This is a genomic window from Exilibacterium tricleocarpae (assembly GCF_007004655.1).
GTDB lineage: Bacteria > Pseudomonadota > Gammaproteobacteria > Pseudomonadales > Cellvibrionaceae > Exilibacterium > Exilibacterium tricleocarpae.
The window spans coordinates 76,953-97,820 of sequence record NZ_ML660088.1 but is presented as its reverse complement, the minus strand read 5'-3'; the positions used below and the strand labels follow the sequence as shown (position 1 = coordinate 97,820).

18 protein-coding genes are annotated in these 20,868 nt (G+C 56.5%); 12 read left to right on the top strand and 6 right to left on the bottom strand.

Annotated elements, in window-relative coordinates; translation table 11 throughout:
* Positions 1-234: 234 nt before the first annotated feature.
* From FKG94_RS02970 to FKG94_RS02960, 3 genes are read left to right on the top strand one after another with little or no spacing between them, the layout of a single operon-like run.
* A complete protein-coding gene (locus tag FKG94_RS02970; RefSeq protein ID WP_142902713.1) occupies positions 235-837 on the top strand; it encodes a DUF2062 domain-containing protein in 603 nt (200 codons plus the stop codon).
* A 59-nt stretch (positions 838-896) separates the two neighbouring features.
* Positions 897-2,387 carry a circularly permuted type 2 ATP-grasp protein gene (locus tag FKG94_RS02965; RefSeq protein WP_142902712.1) on the top strand — a complete coding sequence of 497 codons (1,491 nt, stop codon included), beginning with the start codon at positions 897-899 and terminating at the stop codon, positions 2,385-2,387.
* Positions 2,387-3,322, top strand: a complete 936-nt coding sequence (locus FKG94_RS02960) for an alpha-E domain-containing protein (RefSeq protein ID WP_142902711.1) — start codon at positions 2,387-2,389, stop codon at positions 3,320-3,322. The genes FKG94_RS02965 and FKG94_RS02960 overlap by 1 nt, the downstream gene beginning before the upstream one ends.
* 6 nt (positions 3,323-3,328) lie before the next feature.
* On the opposite strand, the gene FKG94_RS02955 is transcribed toward FKG94_RS02960, so the two are convergent.
* Positions 3,329-4,198 (bottom strand): transglutaminase family protein, encoded by an 870-nt coding sequence (locus FKG94_RS02955; RefSeq protein WP_142902710.1) that lies wholly within the window; start codon positions 4,196-4,198, stop codon positions 3,329-3,331.
* Between the two features lie 12 nt (positions 4,199-4,210).
* Positions 4,211-5,026 carry a proteasome-type protease gene (locus FKG94_RS02950; RefSeq protein WP_142902709.1) on the bottom strand — a complete coding sequence of 272 codons (816 nt, stop codon included), beginning with the start codon at positions 5,024-5,026 and terminating at the stop codon, positions 4,211-4,213.
* Between the two features lie 156 nt (positions 5,027-5,182).
* Here FKG94_RS02950 and FKG94_RS02945 point away from each other — a divergent pair, with 156 nt between their 5' ends.
* Entirely contained in the window at positions 5,183-5,392 is a 210-nt protein-coding gene (locus tag FKG94_RS02945) for a lipopolysaccharide assembly protein LapA domain-containing protein (RefSeq protein ID WP_142902708.1), read from the top strand.
* A gap of 89 nt (positions 5,393-5,481) precedes the next feature.
* Here the strand turns inward: FKG94_RS02945 and FKG94_RS02940 are convergent, their stop codons facing one another.
* The gene (locus FKG94_RS02940) at positions 5,482-6,942 is read right to left on the bottom strand and encodes an OmpA family protein (RefSeq protein ID WP_142902707.1); all 1,461 of its coding nucleotides are present in this window, start codon (positions 6,940-6,942) and stop codon (positions 5,482-5,484) included.
* Positions 6,943-7,365: 423 nt separating this feature from the next.
* On the opposite strand from FKG94_RS02940, the gene FKG94_RS02935 reads away from it, so the two are divergent.
* The 5 genes from FKG94_RS02935 to FKG94_RS02915 all read left to right on the top strand — a co-directional run bounded on the left by FKG94_RS02935 (position 7,366) and on the right by FKG94_RS02915 (position 10,785).
* Positions 7,366-7,614 carry a hypothetical protein gene (locus FKG94_RS02935; protein ID WP_142902706.1) on the top strand — a complete coding sequence of 83 codons (249 nt, stop codon included), beginning with the start codon at positions 7,366-7,368 and terminating at the stop codon, positions 7,612-7,614.
* Positions 7,615-7,879: 265 nt separating this feature from the next.
* Complete coding sequence (locus tag FKG94_RS02930; RefSeq protein ID WP_142902705.1) at positions 7,880-8,896, top strand: DUF21 domain-containing protein; 1,017 nt, start codon at positions 7,880-7,882, stop codon at positions 8,894-8,896.
* A 110-nt stretch (positions 8,897-9,006) separates the two neighbouring features.
* Entirely contained in the window at positions 9,007-9,957 is a 951-nt protein-coding gene (locus FKG94_RS02925; protein ID WP_142902704.1) for a DnaJ C-terminal domain-containing protein, read from the top strand.
* Positions 9,958-9,960: 3 nt separating this feature from the next.
* Positions 9,961-10,278, top strand: coding sequence for a chaperone modulator CbpM (locus tag FKG94_RS02920; protein ID WP_142902703.1), 318 nt, complete (start codon positions 9,961-9,963; stop codon positions 10,276-10,278).
* 51 nt (positions 10,279-10,329) lie between these two features.
* Entirely contained in the window at positions 10,330-10,785 is a 456-nt protein-coding gene (locus tag FKG94_RS02915) for an ATP-dependent zinc protease family protein (protein ID WP_142902702.1), read from the top strand.
* A gap of 278 nt (positions 10,786-11,063) precedes the next feature.
* Here the strand turns inward: FKG94_RS02915 and FKG94_RS02910 are convergent, their stop codons facing one another.
* A complete protein-coding gene (locus tag FKG94_RS02910) occupies positions 11,064-12,284 on the bottom strand; it encodes a sodium:calcium antiporter (RefSeq protein ID WP_142902701.1) in 1,221 nt (406 codons plus the stop codon).
* A 14-nt stretch (positions 12,285-12,298) separates the two neighbouring features.
* Positions 12,299-13,927, bottom strand: a complete 1,629-nt coding sequence (locus tag FKG94_RS02905; protein ID WP_142902700.1) for a Na/Pi cotransporter family protein — start codon at positions 13,925-13,927, stop codon at positions 12,299-12,301.
* Between the two features lie 367 nt (positions 13,928-14,294).
* Between FKG94_RS02905 and FKG94_RS02900 the strand changes: the two genes are divergently transcribed.
* Together FKG94_RS02900 and FKG94_RS02895 are read left to right on the top strand one after the other, a co-directional pair.
* Complete coding sequence (locus tag FKG94_RS02900) at positions 14,295-16,571, top strand: patatin-like phospholipase family protein (RefSeq protein WP_179957466.1); 2,277 nt, start codon at positions 14,295-14,297, stop codon at positions 16,569-16,571.
* A gap of 309 nt (positions 16,572-16,880) precedes the next feature.
* Positions 16,881-18,917, top strand: a complete 2,037-nt coding sequence (locus tag FKG94_RS02895) for a methyl-accepting chemotaxis protein (protein WP_142902698.1) — start codon at positions 16,881-16,883, stop codon at positions 18,915-18,917.
* A 157-nt stretch (positions 18,918-19,074) separates the two neighbouring features.
* Here the strand turns inward: FKG94_RS02895 and FKG94_RS02890 are convergent, their stop codons facing one another.
* Complete coding sequence (locus FKG94_RS02890) at positions 19,075-19,719, bottom strand: class I SAM-dependent methyltransferase (protein WP_142902697.1); 645 nt, start codon at positions 19,717-19,719, stop codon at positions 19,075-19,077.
* Between the two features lie 102 nt (positions 19,720-19,821).
* On the opposite strand from FKG94_RS02890, the gene FKG94_RS02885 reads away from it, so the two are divergent.
* Positions 19,822-20,760: a LysR family transcriptional regulator gene (locus FKG94_RS02885; RefSeq protein ID WP_218943418.1), complete on the top strand. Its 939-nt coding sequence runs from the start codon at positions 19,822-19,824 to the stop codon at positions 20,758-20,760.
* The last annotated feature ends 108 nt before the right edge of the window (positions 20,761-20,868 follow it).

Genomic DNA, 20,868 nt, shown 5'->3' with positions numbered 1-20,868 from the left:
TTTTGGCGTTCTTGGCTGGCCCGGTCCAGACCTCAGTGCCATCGAAGTGAAAATGGTTTCTGGTCGAAGCACTAGGCACCAAAAAGTTTTGCGTCGTTGCTCTCTGCCCCTTTAACCCCATAGCGGGGCACTTGAAAATCAGCCGCTCCGATTTATATGTCCTGAGCCCGGCGCAGCCGATACCCGGTAATCATTGCTGACTGCAATTAGCCAGAGGACGATAGAGCGCAAGTGGTGTATCTGAGGGTAATGGTGGCCCGGTATTTCAAGCGCTGGATCGGGCGCAATGTCTTAAGGCTGTTCAGGCGCCACAACCGTGAACCGGTCTATTTTGCCCGCGCTTCCCTGATCGGCTTGTTTCTCGCCCTGACCCCCACTGTGGGTATACAGATTCCCATGCTGGTGTTGATCTGGGGACTGGTGCGCCGGTTTTTGCCGCGCTGGGATTTTAGCCTGGCGCTGGCATCGGCCTGGACACTGGTGAGCAACGTGGTGACCCTGCCGTTTTTGTACTACGTGTTTTTACTGACCGGGCGGTTGTTACTCGGTGATTATGATCGCCTGCGGCCGTTTCAGCGCTTCCAGGAGAGGTTGTCCGCCACGCTACCGGAAAATGCCGGGTTGTTGGAAACACTGTGGGTCTACACCCTTAACCTCATTTCCAGTGTCGGACTGCCGCTGTTTGTGGGAAGTCTACCCTGGGCGATCCTTGGGGCCTGGATCGGTTACCACTGGACTTTGCGGTTTGTGCACCGTTTGCGTGCGCGATCGGCAAGCCGGCGAATGCTCAAGCCGCTGCGGGAACCCGTTGGGCGCGATAGCGATGCGGGGGAGTGAAGTTATGACAAACGGCCCGGCTGGGTGTAAGCTGCTCTGGGGTAGCTGGGAGAAAAACCATGGGCGCTAGTGCCAAAAGAGCTGCAACCGTGCGAACCAGGATCAACTGGGCGGACTATGATCCGGGCATTTTTTACGACGAGTTGATCAGCTCGCCCGATCATCCCCGGGTGGCGGCGCGAGGCGTGATCTCTTACCTGCGGCGCTATTCCGAAAAAAAACTGATGGCCCGGCAAAAAGCCGCCGACCTGGCGATTCAGGAGATGGGCATCAGCTTTACGGTCTACAGCGAAGGCACCAATATCGATCGCGCCTGGCCGGTGGATATCATCCCGCGGGTGATACCGCGGAAAGAATGGCAACGGCTGGAGCAGGGGCTGGTGCAGCGCCTGACCGCGTTGAATCTGTTTATCGACGACGTTTACAACGAGCAGCGAATTATCAAGGACAAGGTATTTCCAGCGGAGATTATTCACAGCTCCAAGGACTTTCTCAAGCAATGCGTAGGTATCAAACCCCGACATCGGGTCTGGGCGCATATCTGCGGTTCCGATCTGGTCAGGGACAAAGACGGCACGGTCTATGTGCTGGAAGACAATCTGCGGGTACCCTCCGGCGTGTCCTACCTGCTGGAAAATCGCGCCGTGACCAAGCGTATCCTGCCGCAGTTGTTTCGCCAGCACTATGTGCTGCCGGTGGACGACTATCCGTCGCAGTTGTTCGATATGCTCGCCTCTCTCTCCCCGCGTCCGTCCGATGATCCCGAAATCGTGGTGATGACACCCGGCATCTACAATTCAGCGTATTTCGAGCACGCCTACCTGGCCCAGCGCATGGGTGCCGAATTGGTCGAAGGATCGGACCTGGTGGTGGGCGATGACGATTGCGTTTACATGAAAACCATCCAGGGGCTCGAGCGGGTCGATGTTATCTACCGCCGCGTTAACGACGACTTTCTCGACCCGGAAGCCTTTCGCGCCAATTCGCAACTGGGCACGCCGGGCCTGTTTCGCGCCTGGCGCGCCGGCAACGTGGGGCTGGCCAACGCGCCGGGGGCGGGCGTGGCGGACGACAAGGTGGTCTATACCTATGTGCCCGATATTATTCGGTTCTACCTGGATCAGGACCCGATTATTCCCAACGTGCCCTCCTATCTCTGCGTCCGTGACACTGAGCGCGATCATGTGCTGGCCAACCTTGAAAACATGGTGGTCAAGCCCGCCAACGAATCCGGCGGCTACGGTATGTTGGTAGGACCGGCCTCCACCCAGGCGGAGCGGCGCAAATTTACCCAACTGATAAAAAAACACCCGCGCAACTACATGGCGCAGCCGGCCTTGAGCCTGTCCACGGCGCCGACACTGTGCGGCGGCAAGATGGAGCCGCGACACCTGGATTTGCGGCCGTTTATATTGCAGGGTAGCGGTCACTATGTAACTGCCGGCGGGCTGACGCGGGTCGCCATGCGCCGGGGCTCGCTGGTGGTAAATTCCTCCCAGGGCGGCGGCAGTAAAGACACCTGGGTGGTGGATACGGAGGGCCGGCGCTGATGTTGTCCCGGGTAGCCCAGCGGCTGTATTGGTTCGCCCGCTACATGGAGCGCACCGAAAACACCGCCCGGCTGATGCTGGTGCGACACCAGTTGATTCTCGACCTGCCGGCGGCCATTCAACCCGAGTGGGAGTTATTGGTGAATGTGCTTGGGGCGAGTGAAAACTTCGAAAAAACCCAGCGCAAGCCTACAGAAAAAAATGTGATTGCTTATGTCTTTGGCGACCGCGACAACCCCGGTTCCATTATCTCCTCCATTGCCAATGCCAGGGAAAACATCCGCACCACTCGTGAAGTCATCACCAGCGAAACCTGGGAGCGGGTCAACAGTCTGTACCTGAGCGTGGCTCAGCGCAGCAACCGGGAACTGCCGCGCGGCGTCAGACACAAGGTGCTCAACGGCATTATCCAGTCCTGCCAGCAGGTAGTGGGGTTGCTGGCGGGCACCATGAACCATGACGAGGCCTATCAGTTACTGCGACTCGGCCGCAACCTGGAGCGCGCCGATATGAGTACCCGGATCGTGGATGCGGGCTCGGCAGAGCTGGCCGGAGAGGAAGAGGACGTGCAACCCTACCGCAACGTGTTGTGGATCAGTGTTCTGCAATCGTTAAGTGCCTACCAAATGTATCGGCTCAATATCCGGCGCAATGTCAAGTCGAGTTCGGTGCTGAATTTTTTATTGAAAAGTGAGGTGTTTCCGCGCGCCACCGCCCACAATCTCAGCGTCATTGCCGCCTGCATCGATCAGTTGCCGCATAATAAGCAGGCGCTGAAGGTGGTGACCGAGGTGAAGACATACCTGGCAGAGACCGATATGCGCGACCTCGCCGGGATGGCGCTGCACGAGTTTATCGACACGCTCCAGGTGCGTCTCGATAGTATTCACGAGGTTGTCAACGCCACTTGGTTTGAGCCTGAAGTGAGCGGATAACGAGGCTTAGTCGCTCTCCCCCAGCCGGGTAACCGTGCTGGCAAAGTGAAATCGGGTTTTGCAGGCCTCCGTAAATCCGGTCACCGGTGCTGCGGAGGTGGGTTCGGAGGTGCAGCACAGGGGAATATGCCCTTCACTGGCAAACAGGCCGGAAGTGGGATCGAGACCCATCCAGCCGGCGCCGGGTATAAACACCTCGGTCCAGGCATGCAGGGCGGTGGTATCCTGTTGTGACTTTGCGTCGGGTGTCTCAAGCTCTACCAGGTAACCGGATACAAACCGGGCTGCCAGGCCCAGGTGGCGCAGCACCTGCACCAGTAACCAGGCGCTGTCGCGGCACGAGCCGGCGGCGCTGGCCAGTGTTTGCTCGCAGCTCTGCACGCCGGGCTCCAGTCGCTGGATATAGGCAATGTGTTGTTGCAGTTGCTGGTTCAACTGCACCAGAAACGTGACCGTGTCGTGCCGGTCCCGGCTGATACCATCGAGATAGCGTTGCAACAACGGGCCGTCTTCAGACAGTCCGAAATAGGGCGACAGATCCCGGGCCGTAGAGGCCTCATAGGTGAAAGGCCAATGTTGGGCATAGTCTTCCACAAAAAAGTTGAAGGGGTTGGCCACAATGATATCGACCACCATCTCCATATCGATAATCAGTTCCCGCACGAGTTCCGGGAACACACAGCGGGCCACCAGGTTGCCGAGCGGGTCCTGCTGCCAGTTGAGAAAACGGGTTTCGGGCCGCACATCGAGACGGTAACTGTGAACGGTGGTGAAACAGTGTGCCGCCGGGTGCAGTCGTATCAGGTGCGGCGACAGCATCACCTCCCTGTCGTAGCTGTAGACCGTCTCGTGGTGAATGGCTATCCGGATGGACATGGCATCGGCCCGCTATCCGGCGTCCCCTGAGCCCGGGTTATCATTTTGCGAGTTCGGGAAAGGCGTGCCCACCGCCTGTAACGGGGTAATCGAACTGCGGTGTTCCCAGTCGAAACGGGGCAGGGCGGAAAAGCTGGTTTTCAACGCGTCATTCCAGCTTTTTTTGATGTCGCGCAGATACTGGTCCTCTTCGTCCAGTTTGATGTGGTGATTGGACTCAAAGGTATTCTTTTCATAGATCAGGACCTCGATCGGCGGGCCCACCGTGGCATTGGACTTGATGGTGGAGTCCATGGAGACGATCGCGCATCGGGCGGCATCCTCGAGGCTGGTGGTCCGGGTCAGTATCCGGTCCAGAATCGGCCTGCCGTACTTGCTTTCGCCGATCTGTAAAAACGGTGTTTCGTCGGAGTCGGTGATAAAGTTGCTGGCCGCGTAGACCAGGTAGAGGGCCGGCTCTCCCCCCTTGATCTGCCCGCCCAGGATCAGGGAGGCGGAGGTGTCGATACCGCTGGTATTGACCGAATTTTGAGCATCGGTCTGCACCTCGCGGCTGATATTGCTGACATAGCGGGCCGCTTCATGCATTTTGCCGCAGCTACCCAGGTTGACACTATCCGGGGCTTCCAGGTCCTGCTCCAGGCGGCTGACGATAGCCTGGGTCGTGGCCAGGTTGCCGGCCGTCATCAGGATGAAGACTTGGTCGGGACTGGGGTGGAAAATGTGCATCTTGCTGTAGGACGACAGCATATCCGGACCGGCATTGGTACGTGAATCGGAGCAGAAGACCAGCCCCTCGCGGGTCGAAATGGCGACACAATAAGTCATAGGTTAATATCTCACCAGGTAATGGCGTGATTCTAGCCCAGTTCTATAGCGGTGTCGCGCCTGGATGTGCATCCGCTATCCAGTTATGTGACTCTTGTTGAAGTCTGTCCGGCTACCCTATATGAGCTTTCGATCCACTCGAAAAGGCAAAGCAAGATGGCAAAACCCAAGCGCTACCTGGTGCTGTCGGCACTTGTAATCCTCGCGCTGTTCCTGGTGCAGAATACCGAAACGGTGACCGTTAACCTGTTGCTCTGGCAATTGGTTTTGCCCCGGGCGGTGCTGCTGTTGCTCGTGTTGGCGATCGGTGTATTGATAGGCCTGGCGCTGCCCCGGTCAGGATCCAGTCGCCCGGCTGGAAAATAAAATGCGGGTCAGCCGGTCCCCTGAGGGACCTGAGTTTATCGGCCATTTGCCACCGCCGCCGATCAGCGGCGCGGCAAACAGCACAGACGCTAGACACCGTCTTTGTTGACAATCAAGACTTCCACCCGGCGATTGGCGGCCCGCCCGGCGTCGGTGTCGTTACTCACTACCGGTCGCTGCTTACCGTATCCGGTTGCATCAATACGCTGCAGCTCGATACGACCGACCTGGTTCAGGAAGGTTGCGACATTTTCTGCCCGTTGCATCGACAAGTTGAGATTGATATCGTCGCTGCCGCGATTGTCGGTATGGCCGGACACAACCAGCCGGGAGTCCGGGAATTGCTCGACGGCTTTGACAATTTTGTTCAATAGACCGAAATTGACAGAGTCGATTTCACTGTCGCCGGATTTGAAGGCGAACCCGTGCGCGCGGATGAGGATGTTGTTGGTTTGCCGATACACCTCCGCCTCGCTGGCGCTGAACAGTGACTGGACATAGTCAAACTTTGCCGCAATCGCCTGGTTGCGGCGTTTTTCAATTTCCGATTGCTCCTGCGCTGCCTGTAATGCCAGCTCTTTTTCCCGAACGGTTTTCAGCCCGCTGGTTCTGGTCTGCTCCAGTGCCATTTGCACCGACTCTTTTTCGTCCAGCACCTTGCTCAATTGTGTGCGTAAGTCCTTCACCACGCGCTTGTTGGGCTGGTTGAAGGACACATTCTTTTCTACTGGGGCCACCACCTCGGCCAACTGCTCCTGATACCAGAGTACCTTGTCTTCTTCTTCAAAGTCCGACGTCCTGAAATGGGTAATGATATCGGCTATCTGCATCGCCCGTTGGATATGCCACAGCGCCCGCTGTGCGTGAACGCCGGCTTTGGCGGTATCGCGCCGATCGGCGTCAAGCGTATTCAGCGCCAGTTGGTATTCCTCCTCAGCCAGGCGCATGGTTTTTGGGGCGACATCGCCGACGTCGCGGTTTTTCGCCCGGGCCAGCGAGGCTTTTGCCTGATCGACGGCGTTGGTCTTCAAGGCGGTCAGCTCAATGTTTGAATAGGCACGTATCGCCTCGGCGCGACCGGCCTTGGCTCTGTCGATGCGACCCTCCTCGATTGAGCGGGTTAACGCCAACAGGTTTCTTTCCGCCCGTGCGAACGCCTCCGGACTGGTTTGTTCCGCGTTGGCGTCTCTGGCTTTTTGGCGGGCCTCGAGCACCTCCTCGAGCAGGTCCCGCGCAGTGGCGGCATTTTCGTCAGCTCGCGCCAGGGCCGCCAGGCCCGCTTTAACCTGCTGATTGGCTTTTGTATTGCCGTCGCGTGCCAGCTTTACCGCCTCGTCGTAGGCGCTGTTGGCGTTTTGGTACCGCTGCGGGGACAGTATGGCCAGTTCGTTACTGCGCCCCGCTTCGAGCTGGCGTTGAAGCCTCGCAACCTCCGGGTATTGTTGGGATAGTTGTTGGTCCGACAGTCCTTTATTGCTGGCACACCCGGAAATGCCTAAACCCAGGGTGACGGCGATCATTGCTATGAGTGGGAAGTTAACTTTATTCATACCTCAATGTCCTCAAAATCAACTTACAGTGAACGGGTGAAGTCCTCGTTGGCTAGGTAGGCACGGGTTTAGACGAACCTGTGACGCAAAAAGTCACATTGTTTCTATACTTCTCTCGAAGCTAAGGAACGCCTCTGCTTCCCAGCAACTGCTATCTCTGCATATAAGACTGATCGTTAAAAAGTCCAGAAAAAAAGATTAATCTGTGAAGCGTTAACAGGCGTGACTCCCGCCCGTGGCGAAATATATACTGACCCCCTTGAAAGGCACCGGTGCAAACCCATATGGCTCTGGTCGGGTTCGCCGTTTCTGTTCTCGCGCTCTGCACTGAGCCCTGACTTTAATTGCTGGCGTCGCAGGGCGAGGTAGCGTCCCCATTGCTTGGAGTGATGAGAGCGCTTACCTGATTGCGGTGCCATGGAGGTGGACAGTGCGATTGACGATGAAGACATCGCCAACCTGTTTGGCCTGAGAACCATGCTGTCGTCCGGGCGCAAACGTCACGACGAAGGCACCCTGATAGTGGGTATGGTGCGCCGGGGCGAAGATCACTTTAGCTGGCGCGGTGCGATTCAGGTAATGCAGAACAAACGGCAGGTGAAGCTGATTAATCGGGAGGTTCTCGAACCCGCCATTGCCAGACTGGTTGCGAAGATTCCTTGTCGGTCCTAGTGCTTCGACAAATAAAGATTTTCACCCAAAACGGGTTTCGGTGTCCTTAGCTGACACGGTCTCGAGCCGGGGACAGCCCTTCGGGACACGCCGTACATACATCCCTGTAGGCTCTACGCCAGCATCCCTGCTGGCGAAGGTCCCGAAGGGCTGCCCCCGGCTCGAGACCTCAGTGCAACCGAAGTGAAAACCTTTACTTGTCGAAGCACCAGCAGGCGCTACACAGCAAGCGTGGACACAACAAAAAATTGGGGAGTTGCCGTCGATGCTACAGGAATTGACGTGGATAGGCATCGCTTTTTGCGTATCGCAATCGGCGTTATTTTCGGGTCTGAACCTGGCTTTTTTCAGCTTGAGCCGGATGCAGTTACAGGTTGATTCCGACCGGGGCATGCGCGCCGCCGACCGGGTACTGGCGCTGCGTAAGGACTCCAACTTCCTGCTCACGACCATTTTATGGGGCAATGTCGCCATCAACGTACTGCTGACATTGCTGTCGAACTCGGTGATGGCCGGCGCCACGGCATTTTTGTTCTCCACCGTTGTGATCACCTTTTTCGGTGAAATTACGCCGCAGGCCTATTTCTCCCGCAATGCCCTGCGCATGGCCTCACTATTGGCGCCGGTGCTGCGGTTTTACCAGTTTTTGCTGTATCCGGTGGCCAAACCCTCAGCGAAAGTTCTGGATGCCTGGCTGGGTCGGGAAGGTATCGACTACTTGCGTGAAAACGACCTAAAAGCCGTGATTCGTGCGCATATCGAAGCGGAGGACGCTGAAGTACAGCCAGTCGAAGGTATCGGTGCGATAAACTTTCTCGCGATAGATGATTTATCCGTCAGTGATGAGGGCGAAGTGGTGAATGAGCAAAGTGTTATCCCACTGCCCGCAAAAGTCGACTTTCCGTTGATACCGGAGATCGAACGATCACCGGACGACCCGTTTCTGCAGCGCCTGGACGCCTCCGGACAAAGCTGGGTGATACTCACCAATGACGCCGGGGAGCCGTTACTGGTCGTCGATGCCGACGGTTGCCTGCGCGACGCCGTGTTCAACCGCGAGCAGCCTTTCGACCCCTACGACTATTGCCACCGCCCCATTGTGGTCACCGATCCCAAGGTACCGCTGGGCGATTTGATTTACCAACTGAAAATCAACGAGCGCGATGACCGCAACCACGATGGAGTTATCGAGGATGATGTGATTCTGCTGTGGGGAGAGCAGCGCCGGATCATTACCGGTGCCGACTTGCTCGGGCGCCTTTTAAAGGGCATAACCAGCTAAATAAAAAAGGTCCATGTAAGAGCCTTGAAAAAGGCAGCAACGGACGTATATTGCGTTCATGAACCTTAACCGCTAACCCCATGTCGTAAATTTCAGCCGGGACATGCATCGTGGAATACAAAGACTACTACAAAGTGTTGGGTCTGGACCGCAGCGCCAGCCAGGCGGATATCAAGAGGTCTTATCGCAAACTGGCGCGCAAATACCACCCCGATGTCAGCAAAGAGGCCGATGCCGACGAGCGCTTCAAAGAGCTGGGCGAAGCCTACGAGGTACTGCGCGACCCGGAAAAGCGCGGCGCCTATGACCAGCTTGGCGCCAACTGGGACAGCGGCCAGGATTTCCGGCCGCCGCCGGATTGGGCCGAGGGTTTCGAATTCCACGGCGGCGGTTTCACCGGCGCCGACACCGCCGGTTTCAGCGATTTTTTCGAGTCGCTGTTCGGCGGCGGTTTTGGTGCCGGCCCGCGGCACTCCGGCGGCGGGCAGTTCAGCCGGCGCGGCGAGGATACCTATTCCCGGGTGTCCATCGATCTCGAGGACGCCTATCGCGGCTGTACCCGCACCATCACCCTGCGCCATTCCGAACTTGGCCCCGATGGCCGGCCGCTGCTCAGGGACCGCACCCTGAACGTCACTATTCCCAAGGGTATTCGCCAGGGGCAGCAGATCCGGCTGGCGGGCCAGGGCGGTGCAGGTCTGGGCCAGGGTGCCGCCGGCGATCTATATCTTGAAGTCCAATATAGGCCCCATAGCCTTTATCGGGCCGAGGGCAGAGATGTGTACCTGGACTTGCCGGTAGCCCCGTGGGAGGCGGCCCTCGGTGCGAGTATCAAAGTCCCCACCCCCGGTGGTACAGTGGACCTCAAGATTCCTTCCGGTTCCGGGTCGGGTGGTAAATTGCGGCTCAAGGGCAGGGGTATTCCGGGTAGTCCCCCCGGCGATTTATACGCTGTGATTCAGGTTACCGTACCTCGGGCCGACAGCGCTACGGCGCAGGCGCTGTACCGCGAGATGCAGGAGAAACTCGACTACAACCCAAGAGCGAAGCTGGGGGTATAAGCGATGAACGAGACCCGCGTGCTGCAGGGGATACTGCTCGATGAGGAGGCCAGGCTCAGCCTGGCGGAACTTAGCCAGGCTTGCAGAACATCAGCCGACTGGGTGATTGCGCTGGTGGATGAGGGTATTCTTGAACCTGAAGGTGGCGACCTGGCACACTGGCGTTTTAGCGGCGTGTGCCTGCGCCGCGCGCAATCCGTGCGCCGCTTTCAGCGAGATCTCGGCGTCAATCTGGCCGGGGCTGCGCTGGCGCTGGAACTGCTGGATGAACTGACCGAGCTGCAGGTGCGGCTGATGTGGTATGAAACGCGCGGTCGTTAAGTCGGCATCCGCTGTTACCTGAGGAAACTGTTTTGCACCAGAGAGATAAAAATGCCTGAAGAAAAAACTCTGCTGGGCTGGCGGGAATGGGTGTGCCTGCCGGCGCTGCATATCGATGCAATCAAGGCCAAAATTGACACAGGCGCCAAGACCTGCGCTTTACACGCCTATTTTATCGAGGTTTACCAAAAAGATAATCAAGACTGGTTGCGTTTCGATATACACCCATACCAGGACCGAGCGGATTTATCAGTGGAATGCCATGCCAAGTTGGTTGAGCGGCGTAATGTCACGGATTCCGGCGGGCATATCGAAAATCGGTTTGTGATCGAGACTGACTTGGCTGTGGGCCAGCATAGGTTCAAAAGCCAGGTAACGCTGACAGACCGGGAAAACATGCGCTTTCGGATGTTGCTGGGGCGCAATGCGCTTAACGGTCGCTTTGTGGTCGATTCCGAGCAGTCCTACTGCCTGGGCAGCGACCCGGCGGAGATCTACGCGGTCTAGCCCGCCTTGGGTGACATCCGGGCCGGCAGGCACACCGCGGCCAGGAGGTCGTTTGGCTGGTGAGGGCAAATGCACGAGAGCAAGGGTTTCTGTTCGATCCGGCCGGCGGTATTGCTTCCGATGGCCAAATTGTTATGGATAGGAAAGTAAATATGAAAATGCAGATCATGCTTGGCTGTCTAGTCGCTGGCGTGCTGCCGCTAAAGACAGCGATTAGATTAGCTGGGCAGACAGTTAGGGACATCACAGGAGAGCCGGTCTTTTGGGATTGAGGCCGGCTAACCTCTCTGTAGTCTCTGTTTCAGTGACGGTACAAAGACCCAGGCCCAGTAAAGCAGTGCCAATCCGCTGAGCAGCAAGGTTGCGGGGGAGAGGATTGACTGAATTAAAAAATACAACCCGGTCAGTTCAGAGCCGGTTGATAAAAGCACAAGATAGGTTGTGTAGCAGGCGTAGGTGCCCAGACAGGCGAGTCCGACGAGATAAGACGCTCGCCCGCGCAACAACACCACGGTGGCGACAGCACTAATAAACACCAGCAGCGGAATATCAATCTGTAGCAGGCTCGGGTGCAAGACTAAACCCTCTGCCTGGGTAAAGGTGGCAACGCCGAGCACGGTCAGGACGTTGAAAATGTTACTGCCAATAACACTGCCCACGGCAATATCGCTGTGGCCCCGCAGACTCGCCAGTGCGGAACTGACCAGCTCCGGCAGTGAAGTGCCGGCGGCTACCAGGGTTAGCCCGATTACCAGTTCGCTCACACCAAAACTTCTGGCAATGGTTACGGCGCTTTGCACAAATACTTTTGATCCCATAATCAGCAAAACCAGGCCGACCAGGATAAAAGCGATTTGCGTTGCTATCCTCAGGTAGTTTTTTTGCGCTCTATCAGCCTCAACACCTGCAAGTCCGGTCGAGTTCAAAGCAGTCGCTGGGCTGTCGACCGGCTCAAGGCTGTCGTTTGGCTCAGGGCTGTCGTTTAGCTCAGGGCTGTTGTTTAGCTCAGGGCTGTTGTTTAGCTCAGGGCTGTCGTTTGGCTCAGGGCCGTCGATCGATCGCCGGCTGGCAAAGAATGCGCATAACAGGTAGACCAGCATCAGGGATAGGAAGATCAGGCCTTCTGTATGGCTGATGCGTTGATCGAGGGAAAAACCCCACAACAGCAGCGCCGAGCCGATTAAGGCCGCTAGTTCGAGTCGCAGCAGCAGCCGGTTGACCAGCAATGGCGACAACAGCGCTACGATGCCCAGAATAAAAAGTGTATTAAACAGATTGCTGCCGACGGCGTTGCCGACAGCGGTACCGCTCTTGCCTTCCAGGCCCGAAATCACGCTGACCGTCAACTCTGGGGTGCTGGTGCCGAAGCCTACCAAGGCGATACCGATAAACCAGGGAGACAGGCGGGCCAACTCAGCGATACTAACCGCACCCTTTACCAACAGTTCCGCCCCCAGGGTCAGAGCAGCGAGCGCCATCGCGGCGACCAGAAAGTCCATGCAGTGTCATCCTTTTATAAGTGATTCGGGACCTGGTCGGGCCCGGCCTCCAGCGGGGGCTCCACGGCCGTGGTCGTTCCGGTAAAATGCTGATTGGCGGTATTGGCTTGCGATATCTGCTCGATAAAACGCCGACTCAGGCTGGCCACCTGCAGTGCAGTGTCGACGATAGTAATATCCGCTTTTTCATCCACCGCGGCGGTGAACAGTTTGGTTTTCAGCCGGTGATAGGTTTCCTGCAGTTCAGACAATTGTTCTTGCTGCAGGGTTGTATCGCTATGAACCAAGGTATGGTTCACCGAGTCGACGGCCTCCAGCCATTGCTTGAGCTGCTGCAGGACAGGTAATGTCGAGGTTTTGATGGACTGGTACTGGACGAGTGCCTCTCTATGGGTTCTATAGGCATTGTACAGGTGGTGACACGCCGATAGGCCGGTACTCAACTGCTCGCCCTGGGCGTGGGTCAAGCTGGACTTCAAGCACAGTCCGATAAAGTGGTTAACGTGTTCGATGCGCTTCTTAAACGCTGTCTGGGCCGCTGTTTGTGCCTCTTGTGGTGCCGTGGAATGAAAGGCGAGCTGCCCGGATGCCCCCAGCAGTGAATTCAACTCCAGGCCCAGGGCGCGAATCGCCAGGTCGGGCACGGTGGCGATATTGGCATCGAGGTGAGACTCCTCCGTCTCCGCCGTCGTTGATGTCTGAAAACGCGCCAGCAGGAATGCCGATAGTCGCGGTGCTAGCGGCCACATCAACACCACGCCCAGCACATTGAAACAGGTATGAAACACCGCCAGCAACACGGTCAGGTTGTCGCCGACCTGCGAGGCCGTGGCAATAGCTGTAACCAGTGACCAGAACAGCGGCAGTATGCACAGCGCCACCGCGCCGGTGAGCAGGTTGAAGACCACATGGGCCCAGGCCAGGCGTTTGACGTGTGGCGTGGCGCCGATGCTCGCGACCAGCGCTGTCGAGGTGGTGCCGATATTGGCGCCAATGACCGCAGCGGCGGCCATATAAATACCCGCCACACCACTGGCCACGGCTGTCAGGATGATGGCGATGGCCGCGCTCGAGGACTGGGTGAGTACCGTCAACATAATGCCGATGGCCAAGCCCCACAGTATTTCGTGGCCGCCATCCGCAACCAGGCTCTGGATATCAATCTGGCTTGCATAACCGGAAAAGTTCACCTTCAGGGCGTCGATACCCATAAACAGCAGGCCAAAACCGGCCAGCGCCATGCCGAGCGCCTTGCCCCGCTCATACGGGGCGAAGATACGCAAAGCGGCCCCCACGCCCACCAGGGGAAAGGTAAGTGCATCGATTTTCACATTGAAGCCGAAAAAGGTCACGATCCAGGCGGTCAGGGTGGTGCCGACGTTACTGCCGAAGACGACCCACAGCGCCCGTTGGAAAGTCAGAATGCCCGCGTTGACAAAACCGATAGTGGCGACAGTTACGGCGCTGGATGACTGCACCAGGCCGGTAATCAATATCCCGGACAGGAGTCCGCGCCCGCGACTCGAGGTCCACTGGCCCAGCAGCCGTTCCAGCGCATGGCCGCCGGCCAGCTTGAGGCCCTCGGTCATTAGCCACATGCCGAGCAGGAACAGGCCGAGTGAACCCACCAGATTGAAAATCATTGCCGCTCCAAAAAAAACTAAACCCGGGCCACAGGGAACTGAACGTGCGTCAGGAGATCAGTTTCAGGGCCAGTCAATCACTGCCAGAGTCTAGGCGGGTAAACTTAAACCTGGCTTAAAGACGGTTCATGCAGTTTAAAAAACCACCAGTGCCGGCTGTCGCACGTTGTCAGGTCGCGCCGATGTGACATTATGTGTTGCTGACACTAGGATAGGCAGACGGGGTAATCTACCGGTGTTTTTTTTTTCAAGTTCGCCCTTGCCTGCCCGCTGGCAGTTAGGGATGGGTGACCATATGATCCAGATTGAGAGACCACGGGTAAGCTGTCGCCGGTTTGCAAACTGCATACACTGCTTGGCTCCTGCTTTGTTAACGCTACTCTTATTCGTCGTGATTACTGCTGCGGTTGCACGGGCCGATATGGCGGGGGGCATACCGGTTGATGCAGAGACACGACAGGGGCGGCACAGCCAGGTCTCTCCCTGCGGCGACGGTAGTCGGCCGCGTATCGGACTGGTGCTTGGCGGTGGCGGCGCCCGGGGCGGTGCTCACGTAGGGGTACTGCATGAGTTGGAGCGGTTGCGGGTTCCCGTCGACTGCATTGTCGGCACCAGCGTCGGTGCCATTATCGGTGGCTTTTACGCGTCGGGGCTGGAGGTCGGGGAAATCGAGGATATTATTACCGGCATCGACTGGGACGATATTTTCGACGACGCCATTGCCCGTCAGAACCGCTCGTTTCGGCGCAAGCTCGATGATGAGCGCTTTCTGGTCAAATCTAAACCGGGGTTCAACGGCGGCGAGTTGCAATTGCCGACGGGGTTGACCTACGGGCAGAAGATCGAGTTGCTGCTGTCGCGAGCGACCTTGCCTGCCGCACGAGTCAGGGACTTCGATAAGCTTACCATCCCTTATCGGGCGGTGGCGGCGGACCTGGTGACCGGTGATAGCGTGGTGCTGGCCTCCGGCAATCTGGCGCGGGCGATTCGCGCGAGCATGTCGATACCGGCAATTTTTTCCCCGGTCGATATACACGGCCGCCTGCTGGTCGATGGCGGCCTGGCTAACAATCTTCCCGTCGACGTGGCCCGGGACATGGGAGCGGATATTGTGATCGCCGTCGATTTGAGCAAGCCTCTGAGGAACAAGGAGGAGATAACCTCGGTGTTGACCGTGACCGAGCAACTGACGGCGTTGCTCACTCACAGGAATACCGTACAACAAATTGCGACCTTATCCGATAAAGACATCTATATAAAACCACTGTTGATCGATATTGGCGGTGCTGATTTCGCGCGCTCTGAGCAGGCTATTGAACTGGGCAGCCAGGCGGTGCGCAAACAACGCGACGCTCTGGCTGACCTTGCGCTCTCTGAGCGCGCCTACAATCATTACCTGTCGGCGCTCACGCGGCCGGCGAGACAGGCCCCAATGCTCGATTTCATTACCGTGAACAATGACTCGCCGCTTGCCGATGCAGTACTCAAAGACCGCCTCGCCACACTCGAGCCCGGCCGCCCGCTCGACCTGTCGGAGCTGGAGCGCGATATCGACAAGATTTTTGGTTTGGAGATATTTCAAAATGTGCGCTATGACATTGTTGAAGATGACGGGCGCACGGGTCTGGTGATAGACGCCGAGGCGCGCAGTTGGGGACCCAACTATCTGCAGTTCGGGTTAACCCTGTCGGATAACTTTGAGGGCGATAATTTCTTTGACCTGACCGCCGGCTATCTGCGCACCGGGGTGAACTCCCTGGGTGGGGAAATGCGTACCTTCGCGACCATCGGCCAGGCGCCGGGGGTATTTGGCGAGTGGTATCAACCTTTGGATGCGCAAACGTCTTTTTTTGTCGAGTCGCTGGTCGGTTACGGCCAGCGCAACGTCAATTTATTCAACCGAGCCGGTGATATCGTCTCCGAATTTCAGGTGACCGAATACGGTGGCGTCCTCGCCGCCGGTTATGAATTCGGCCAGTGGGGTGAGTTGCGCCTGGGGCTGCGCGGTATTGCGGGAGATGCCGAAGTCAGGGCTGGCGCGCGAGTTCCGGACATCCGTTTTGACACTGGCGAGGCCTTCCTGAGAATGTCTACGGACCGGCTCGATAACGTTGATTTCCCGCGTCATGGCAGGCAGGTCATTGCCGAGTATCTGGTCTCACGGGAAACCCTCGGTGCGGATAGTCAGTTTGAGCAGTATGCCCTGGGCGCCCTGGGCGCGCGGACCTGGGGGCGTCATTCAATCGTGGGCAGTTTCAGTTGGTTCGGGACCAAAGACGACGATGCGCCTATCCAGAGCCGCTTTGCCCTGGGGGGGCTGTTCAACTTATCCGGGCTGCAGCGCAATCAGCTTTCCGGCCAGCATGCCGGTCTGGCCGCGCTGGCCTACTACCGGCGGCTAGGAAATGTCAGCTTCCTGCCGGTGTATGCCGGCTTGACCATGGAGTTGGGCAATGTGTGGGAGCGGGAGAGTGATATCGGCTTTGACAATACTATCTTCGCCGGCAGTCTCTTTGTCGGTACAGAAACCGCTCTCGGTCCTTTTTACCTGGGTTATGGCCGTGCCGAAAATGGCAGAGAGGCCTTTTACCTGACGTTTGGCCGCGTTTTTGGCCGGCGTGCCGGGGACTTTTTCCGTGATTGACGATAGATTGCGCGGGTGCTGTGGGGGAGGCGTTCCCGGCCACCAGAGACGCTGTTACAACCTTTGTAATATAGGTCACGGTCAACACCGCGTCCAATAAGATATCTTGTGACCGCAATTGTCCCGGGCGTATTTGGTCTTGGACGTAAACACTGACTACACTTCTAGATGACTTGAAGTTGCCTCTGAATTACCGGCCATGGCGGGGTGAGTGAAAAATTGTTCATGCCAGCACAATGACGTGCCGCCGCGGTACCCTGTAGTTGCGGAACAGCTTCCGACCCCAGGCCCTGCATTTGAGGCGGCTCCATGCGCAAGCTACTGAATCCGGCGATATTTATCGCTAATCAACTGCCATTTTCGCAGAAATTCCTGACGATATTTATGCTGTTTTTGGTTCCCCTGGCGATAACCTTCGGCAAAGTCTATTGGGATGCGACAGTAGCCATCAACAAGGCCGAGCAGGGAAAAGCCGCCGAAGAGCTTATTCTGGCGCTCAAGCCGATTGCGACCACCATGGCGAAGCATCGGGGCAACAGCAGTCAATATTTAAATGGTCTGTCAGGCAAGGCGGCTGTTATTCGAGAGTTGGAGGCGCAGTTACAAAAACTGTTTTCCGACTATGAGGCGGAGCGTGAGAAGATAACGAGCTTCTCCACCGAGAGGCTCACTATTGATCCAATACGGCAAGCTTGGAAACCACTGCAGTTAGCGCAGGCCCCGCGGGAACCCGATGTGAATTTTCGGGCTCATACCGATGTGATCGCCGATGTTTTGCGACTGCTTGAACGGGTTGCCCATAAGTCCGGGTTAATATTGCAGTCAGATCTGCGGGTGTTTCATTTGATGGGTGCAATTACTTTTTCGATCCCAGCCCTGCAGGAAACACTGGGTCAACTGAGAGGTAAAGGCGCCGGCGCGCTTGCCGATGGCAAAGTAACCGCAGAGGAGCAAATTGAGATGCTCTCTCTTTCGATAATAGTGAAAAATGATCGGGGCAAGTTGGAGGGAAATCTGGATGTCATGAAACAGAGTGGATTGTCCGATAGTGAACTGGCCGGAGCAGTGGAAAATTTTGAAAAAGAAATGACCAGTTTTTTGGCATTGGTCGATGCCGGAGCGGTGATCACCGACGCCGCGAGTGTCTCCAGCGATCAGTTCTTCAGTGCCGGCTCCAGCAGTATCGGGAAACTGGCTGCGTTGAACGCCGGCGGTATCGAACTTCTAAAAAAGTTCGCTGATGCTGATATTGCTGCCCAGCAACAGCACCGTAATATATTAACCTTGGTCGCGCTGGCAACGTTGGTTGTATGCGGCTATATGGCCGTTGGAATTACCACCTCAATTCGCTTGTCTGTAGAGGGGATTCAGGAAAATACCCGGCGGTTATCCAACGGGAATTTCGCCACACGTTTTACTCTGGTAACGAAAGATGCGTTCACAGATATCGCCAACAGCCTCAACGATATGATCCTGTCAGTGGCAAACCTGGTCGAAGGTATTCAACACTCGTCCCGCTCTGTTACCAGCACCACGGAAAAGCTACAGCATGTCGCTGCAACCAGCCAAGAGCAGGCCGGCAGTCAACGTGAACAGACCAATCTGGTCGCCACCGCGGCCACAGAGATGGCTGCAACGGTAAAAGAAGTGGCGGAACACTGCAGCGTTGCCAGTGAAGCGACACAGAATGCCCAGGCGACGGCGGAAAACGGGGAGAGTATTGTCAAAAATGCCGTGGTGGCCATTAATGAATTAGCCGCTGATGTGGACAATGTCTCGACCAGCATTGTGAATTTGGAATCCGAGGTGAGCGATATTGGCAGTGTTATCGATGTTATTAAAACCATCGCTGAGCAAACCAACTTGCTGGCCTTAAACGCCGCTATCGAAGCCGCCCGCGCCGGTGAACAAGGGCGAGGGTTTGCGGTTGTGGCCGATGAGGTGCGCGGTCTGGCCAGTCGCACACAGCAATCCACTTCAGAAATTCAAACGATGATAGAGAAGCTGCAAGTGGGCACCAGTAAGGCGGTGAGTGCGGCAAAGGCCGGCAAAAGCCAGGCCACGCTGGCGGTAGAGGAAATCACCAAGGCCGGCGATGTGCTGCAGCAAATCCGGGTGGATGTGGATCGCCTGCTTGGCCTGAACTCTCAGATTGCAACGGCTACAGACCAGCAGTCCCAGGCGGCGGAAGACATCTCGCAAAATACCAATTATCTCGACGCCGCCGCACAATCGATCCACGGTCAGGCAACTGAGGCCGCGCAATACGGTAGCCAGTTGCTTGGTTATGTCGCCGAGTTACATGCTGCCAGTGAGCGATTCACTATCAAGGAAAAAGTGCTTTAGCCTGACCCGGGGTAGCTGCGTTTGAAAAATACCTTGTCCTTAGGAGACTACAGGTGATGATATTCTCGACACTTCTCACTTGGTGCACGCTGACGTTACCCGAAGAAGCTGCACCGATAGTGGTGTTGTCACTCAATGCAAGCGCTACTTTACGAAGCTAATTTTTTTTGGTTGCCGGCTTTTTAGCGATCAGGAAAATACTCATCAGTCGCTTGGCCTCCTGATTCAGTTTATACTCGATAGCAAATCCGGTTTCCTTTATTGTATCCTCCAGCGCCTGCCGGGTTACTATCTTGACCGCCGGCGCCAACCCAAAAAGCTTACCTATGGGAGCGATAAAGCGAAAATGGTGCATGGTGTTTCCCAGGCAAACGGTGCTGCTGACAAAAACGCCGCCGGGTCTCAATATCTGATAGACATGCTGAACCACCTTTTCCCAGTCATCCATTAAATGCAGAATATTTAACCCCAATACCGCGTCCAGTGATTGATCCTCTACCGCCAGGTCCTCCATTGCCACGGCGTCGAAGCTCAGGTTGTCGATACTCTCCTGCGCCAGTTTACGTTCAGCAATCTCGATCATCTTGGGGGAGGCATCGATCGCATGGTAGTGCTGCACATGCGGAGCGTGGATCAGGGCGGTTGAACCCGTGCCACACCCGAACTCCAGCACCTGCATATGCGGGCGAAAATACTGCTGTGTTACCCGTAGCTTTTTTTGGTATGTCTCCTCGTCACTGACCGGTGTTTTGGCATAGCGTTCGGCAATTCGGTCCCAAAATTTGATTGAATAATCTGTCATTTTTACTCCAGTGCCAATATGCGGGTATTGGAAGAATACGGTGCCAAGGGGTGCGGCTGACCTGTGGGTAAATCCGCTGCGAATCGGTCAGAGATGATAGCAATGCAAAAAGCGAATGAAAATGCTAAGCTGCGCATTTTATGTATACGTATTTGTATGGACTGGCGATCGATTAAATTTGACTGGAACCGCGCGCGGGCTTTTCTCGTTACTGCGGAGGAGGGGTCGTTGTCGGCTGCGGCGCGCGCCTTGAATATGACCCAGCCCACCCTGGGCCGCCAGGTAGCGGCGCTCGAACAGGAATTGGGCGTGGCGCTGTTCGAGCGTTGCGGTAAGGGGCTGGAGCTGACGCCGAGTGGTTTGGACCTGGTCGAACATGTGCGAGCGATGGGGGCCGCGGCAAACGCCTTCTCGTTGACCGCCTCGGGACAGGCCGATTCGGTTGCAGGGCATATTTGCCTCTCTGCCACCGAGGTAATGGCTGTGTTCGTATTGCCAGCCATTGTGCAAAAGCTGCGACGGCAGCAACCGGGTATTTACGTAGAAATTATCGCTTCCAATAGTGTTAGTGATTTAAAGCGCAGAGAAGCCGATATTGCCATCCGCTCGTTCAGGCCCACACAGCCCGACCTTATCGCAAAAAAACTGCGCGATATCGACATGCGCTTGTATGCGTCCGCGGCTTATCTCGAGCAACTGGGTCGCCCCGCTTCGCTGGCAGCACTCAATGAGGCGGATTTTATCGGTTTTGACTCAACCAATCGCTATATCGCAGCGCTGCGTGAACATGGCGTCGATGTAACGCTCGATAATTTTCCAGTGATGACCGAAAACCATATTGTGCATTGGGAGCTGGTAAAAAAGGGGGCTGGTATCGGTGTTATCCAAACGGATGTCGGCGACGCAGAACCCTCGGTTGAGAGAGTCTTGCCGGACCTCCCGGCGTTTAATGCCGAGGTGTGGCTGGTCGCTCACCGCGAACTCAAGACTAGCCGACGCGTTCGCGTAGTTTACGACTTCTTGACCGCTGAGCTTTCTTGAATAACCAGTCCGGACTGGGCCGGGGCTGTTTTTTTAGACACGCTATAACGTTTTTCCTGGATTTTTTTGAAGAATTTATAAAAGGTTCGTCAGGCGATAGATGTAAAC

Bases quoted from the DNA above. Each gene is read 5' to 3' on its own strand.
- FKG94_RS02965 (WP_142902712.1), top strand. From the start codon at position 897: ATGGGCGCTAGTGCCAAAAGAGCTGCAACCGTGCGAACCAGGATCAAC.
- FKG94_RS02960 (WP_142902711.1), top strand. From the start codon at position 2,387: ATGTTGTCCCGGGTAGCCCAGCGGCTGTATTGGTTCGCCCGCTACATG.
- FKG94_RS02955 (WP_142902710.1), bottom strand. From the start codon at position 4,198: ATGTCCATCCGGATAGCCATTCACCACGAGACGGTCTACAGCTACGAC.
- FKG94_RS02950 (WP_142902709.1), bottom strand. From the start codon at position 5,026: ATGACTTATTGTGTCGCCATTTCGACCCGCGAGGGGCTGGTCTTCTGC.
- FKG94_RS02945 (WP_142902708.1), top strand. From the start codon at position 5,183: ATGGCAAAACCCAAGCGCTACCTGGTGCTGTCGGCACTTGTAATCCTC.
- FKG94_RS02940 (WP_142902707.1), bottom strand. From the start codon at position 6,942: ATGAATAAAGTTAACTTCCCACTCATAGCAATGATCGCCGTCACCCTG.
- FKG94_RS02930 (WP_142902705.1), top strand. From the start codon at position 7,880: ATGCTACAGGAATTGACGTGGATAGGCATCGCTTTTTGCGTATCGCAA.
- FKG94_RS02920 (WP_142902703.1), top strand. From the start codon at position 9,961: ATGAACGAGACCCGCGTGCTGCAGGGGATACTGCTCGATGAGGAGGCC.
- FKG94_RS02915 (WP_142902702.1), top strand. From the start codon at position 10,330: ATGCCTGAAGAAAAAACTCTGCTGGGCTGGCGGGAATGGGTGTGCCTG.
- FKG94_RS02910 (WP_142902701.1), bottom strand. From the start codon at position 12,284: ATGGACTTTCTGGTCGCCGCGATGGCGCTCGCTGCTCTGACCCTGGGG.
- FKG94_RS02905 (WP_142902700.1), bottom strand. From the start codon at position 13,927: ATGATTTTCAATCTGGTGGGTTCACTCGGCCTGTTCCTGCTCGGCATG.
- FKG94_RS02895 (WP_142902698.1), top strand. From the start codon at position 16,881: ATGCGCAAGCTACTGAATCCGGCGATATTTATCGCTAATCAACTGCCA.
- FKG94_RS02890 (WP_142902697.1), bottom strand. From the start codon at position 19,719: ATGACAGATTATTCAATCAAATTTTGGGACCGAATTGCCGAACGCTAT.
- FKG94_RS02885 (WP_218943418.1), top strand. From the start codon at position 19,822: ATGCAAAAAGCGAATGAAAATGCTAAGCTGCGCATTTTATGTATACGT.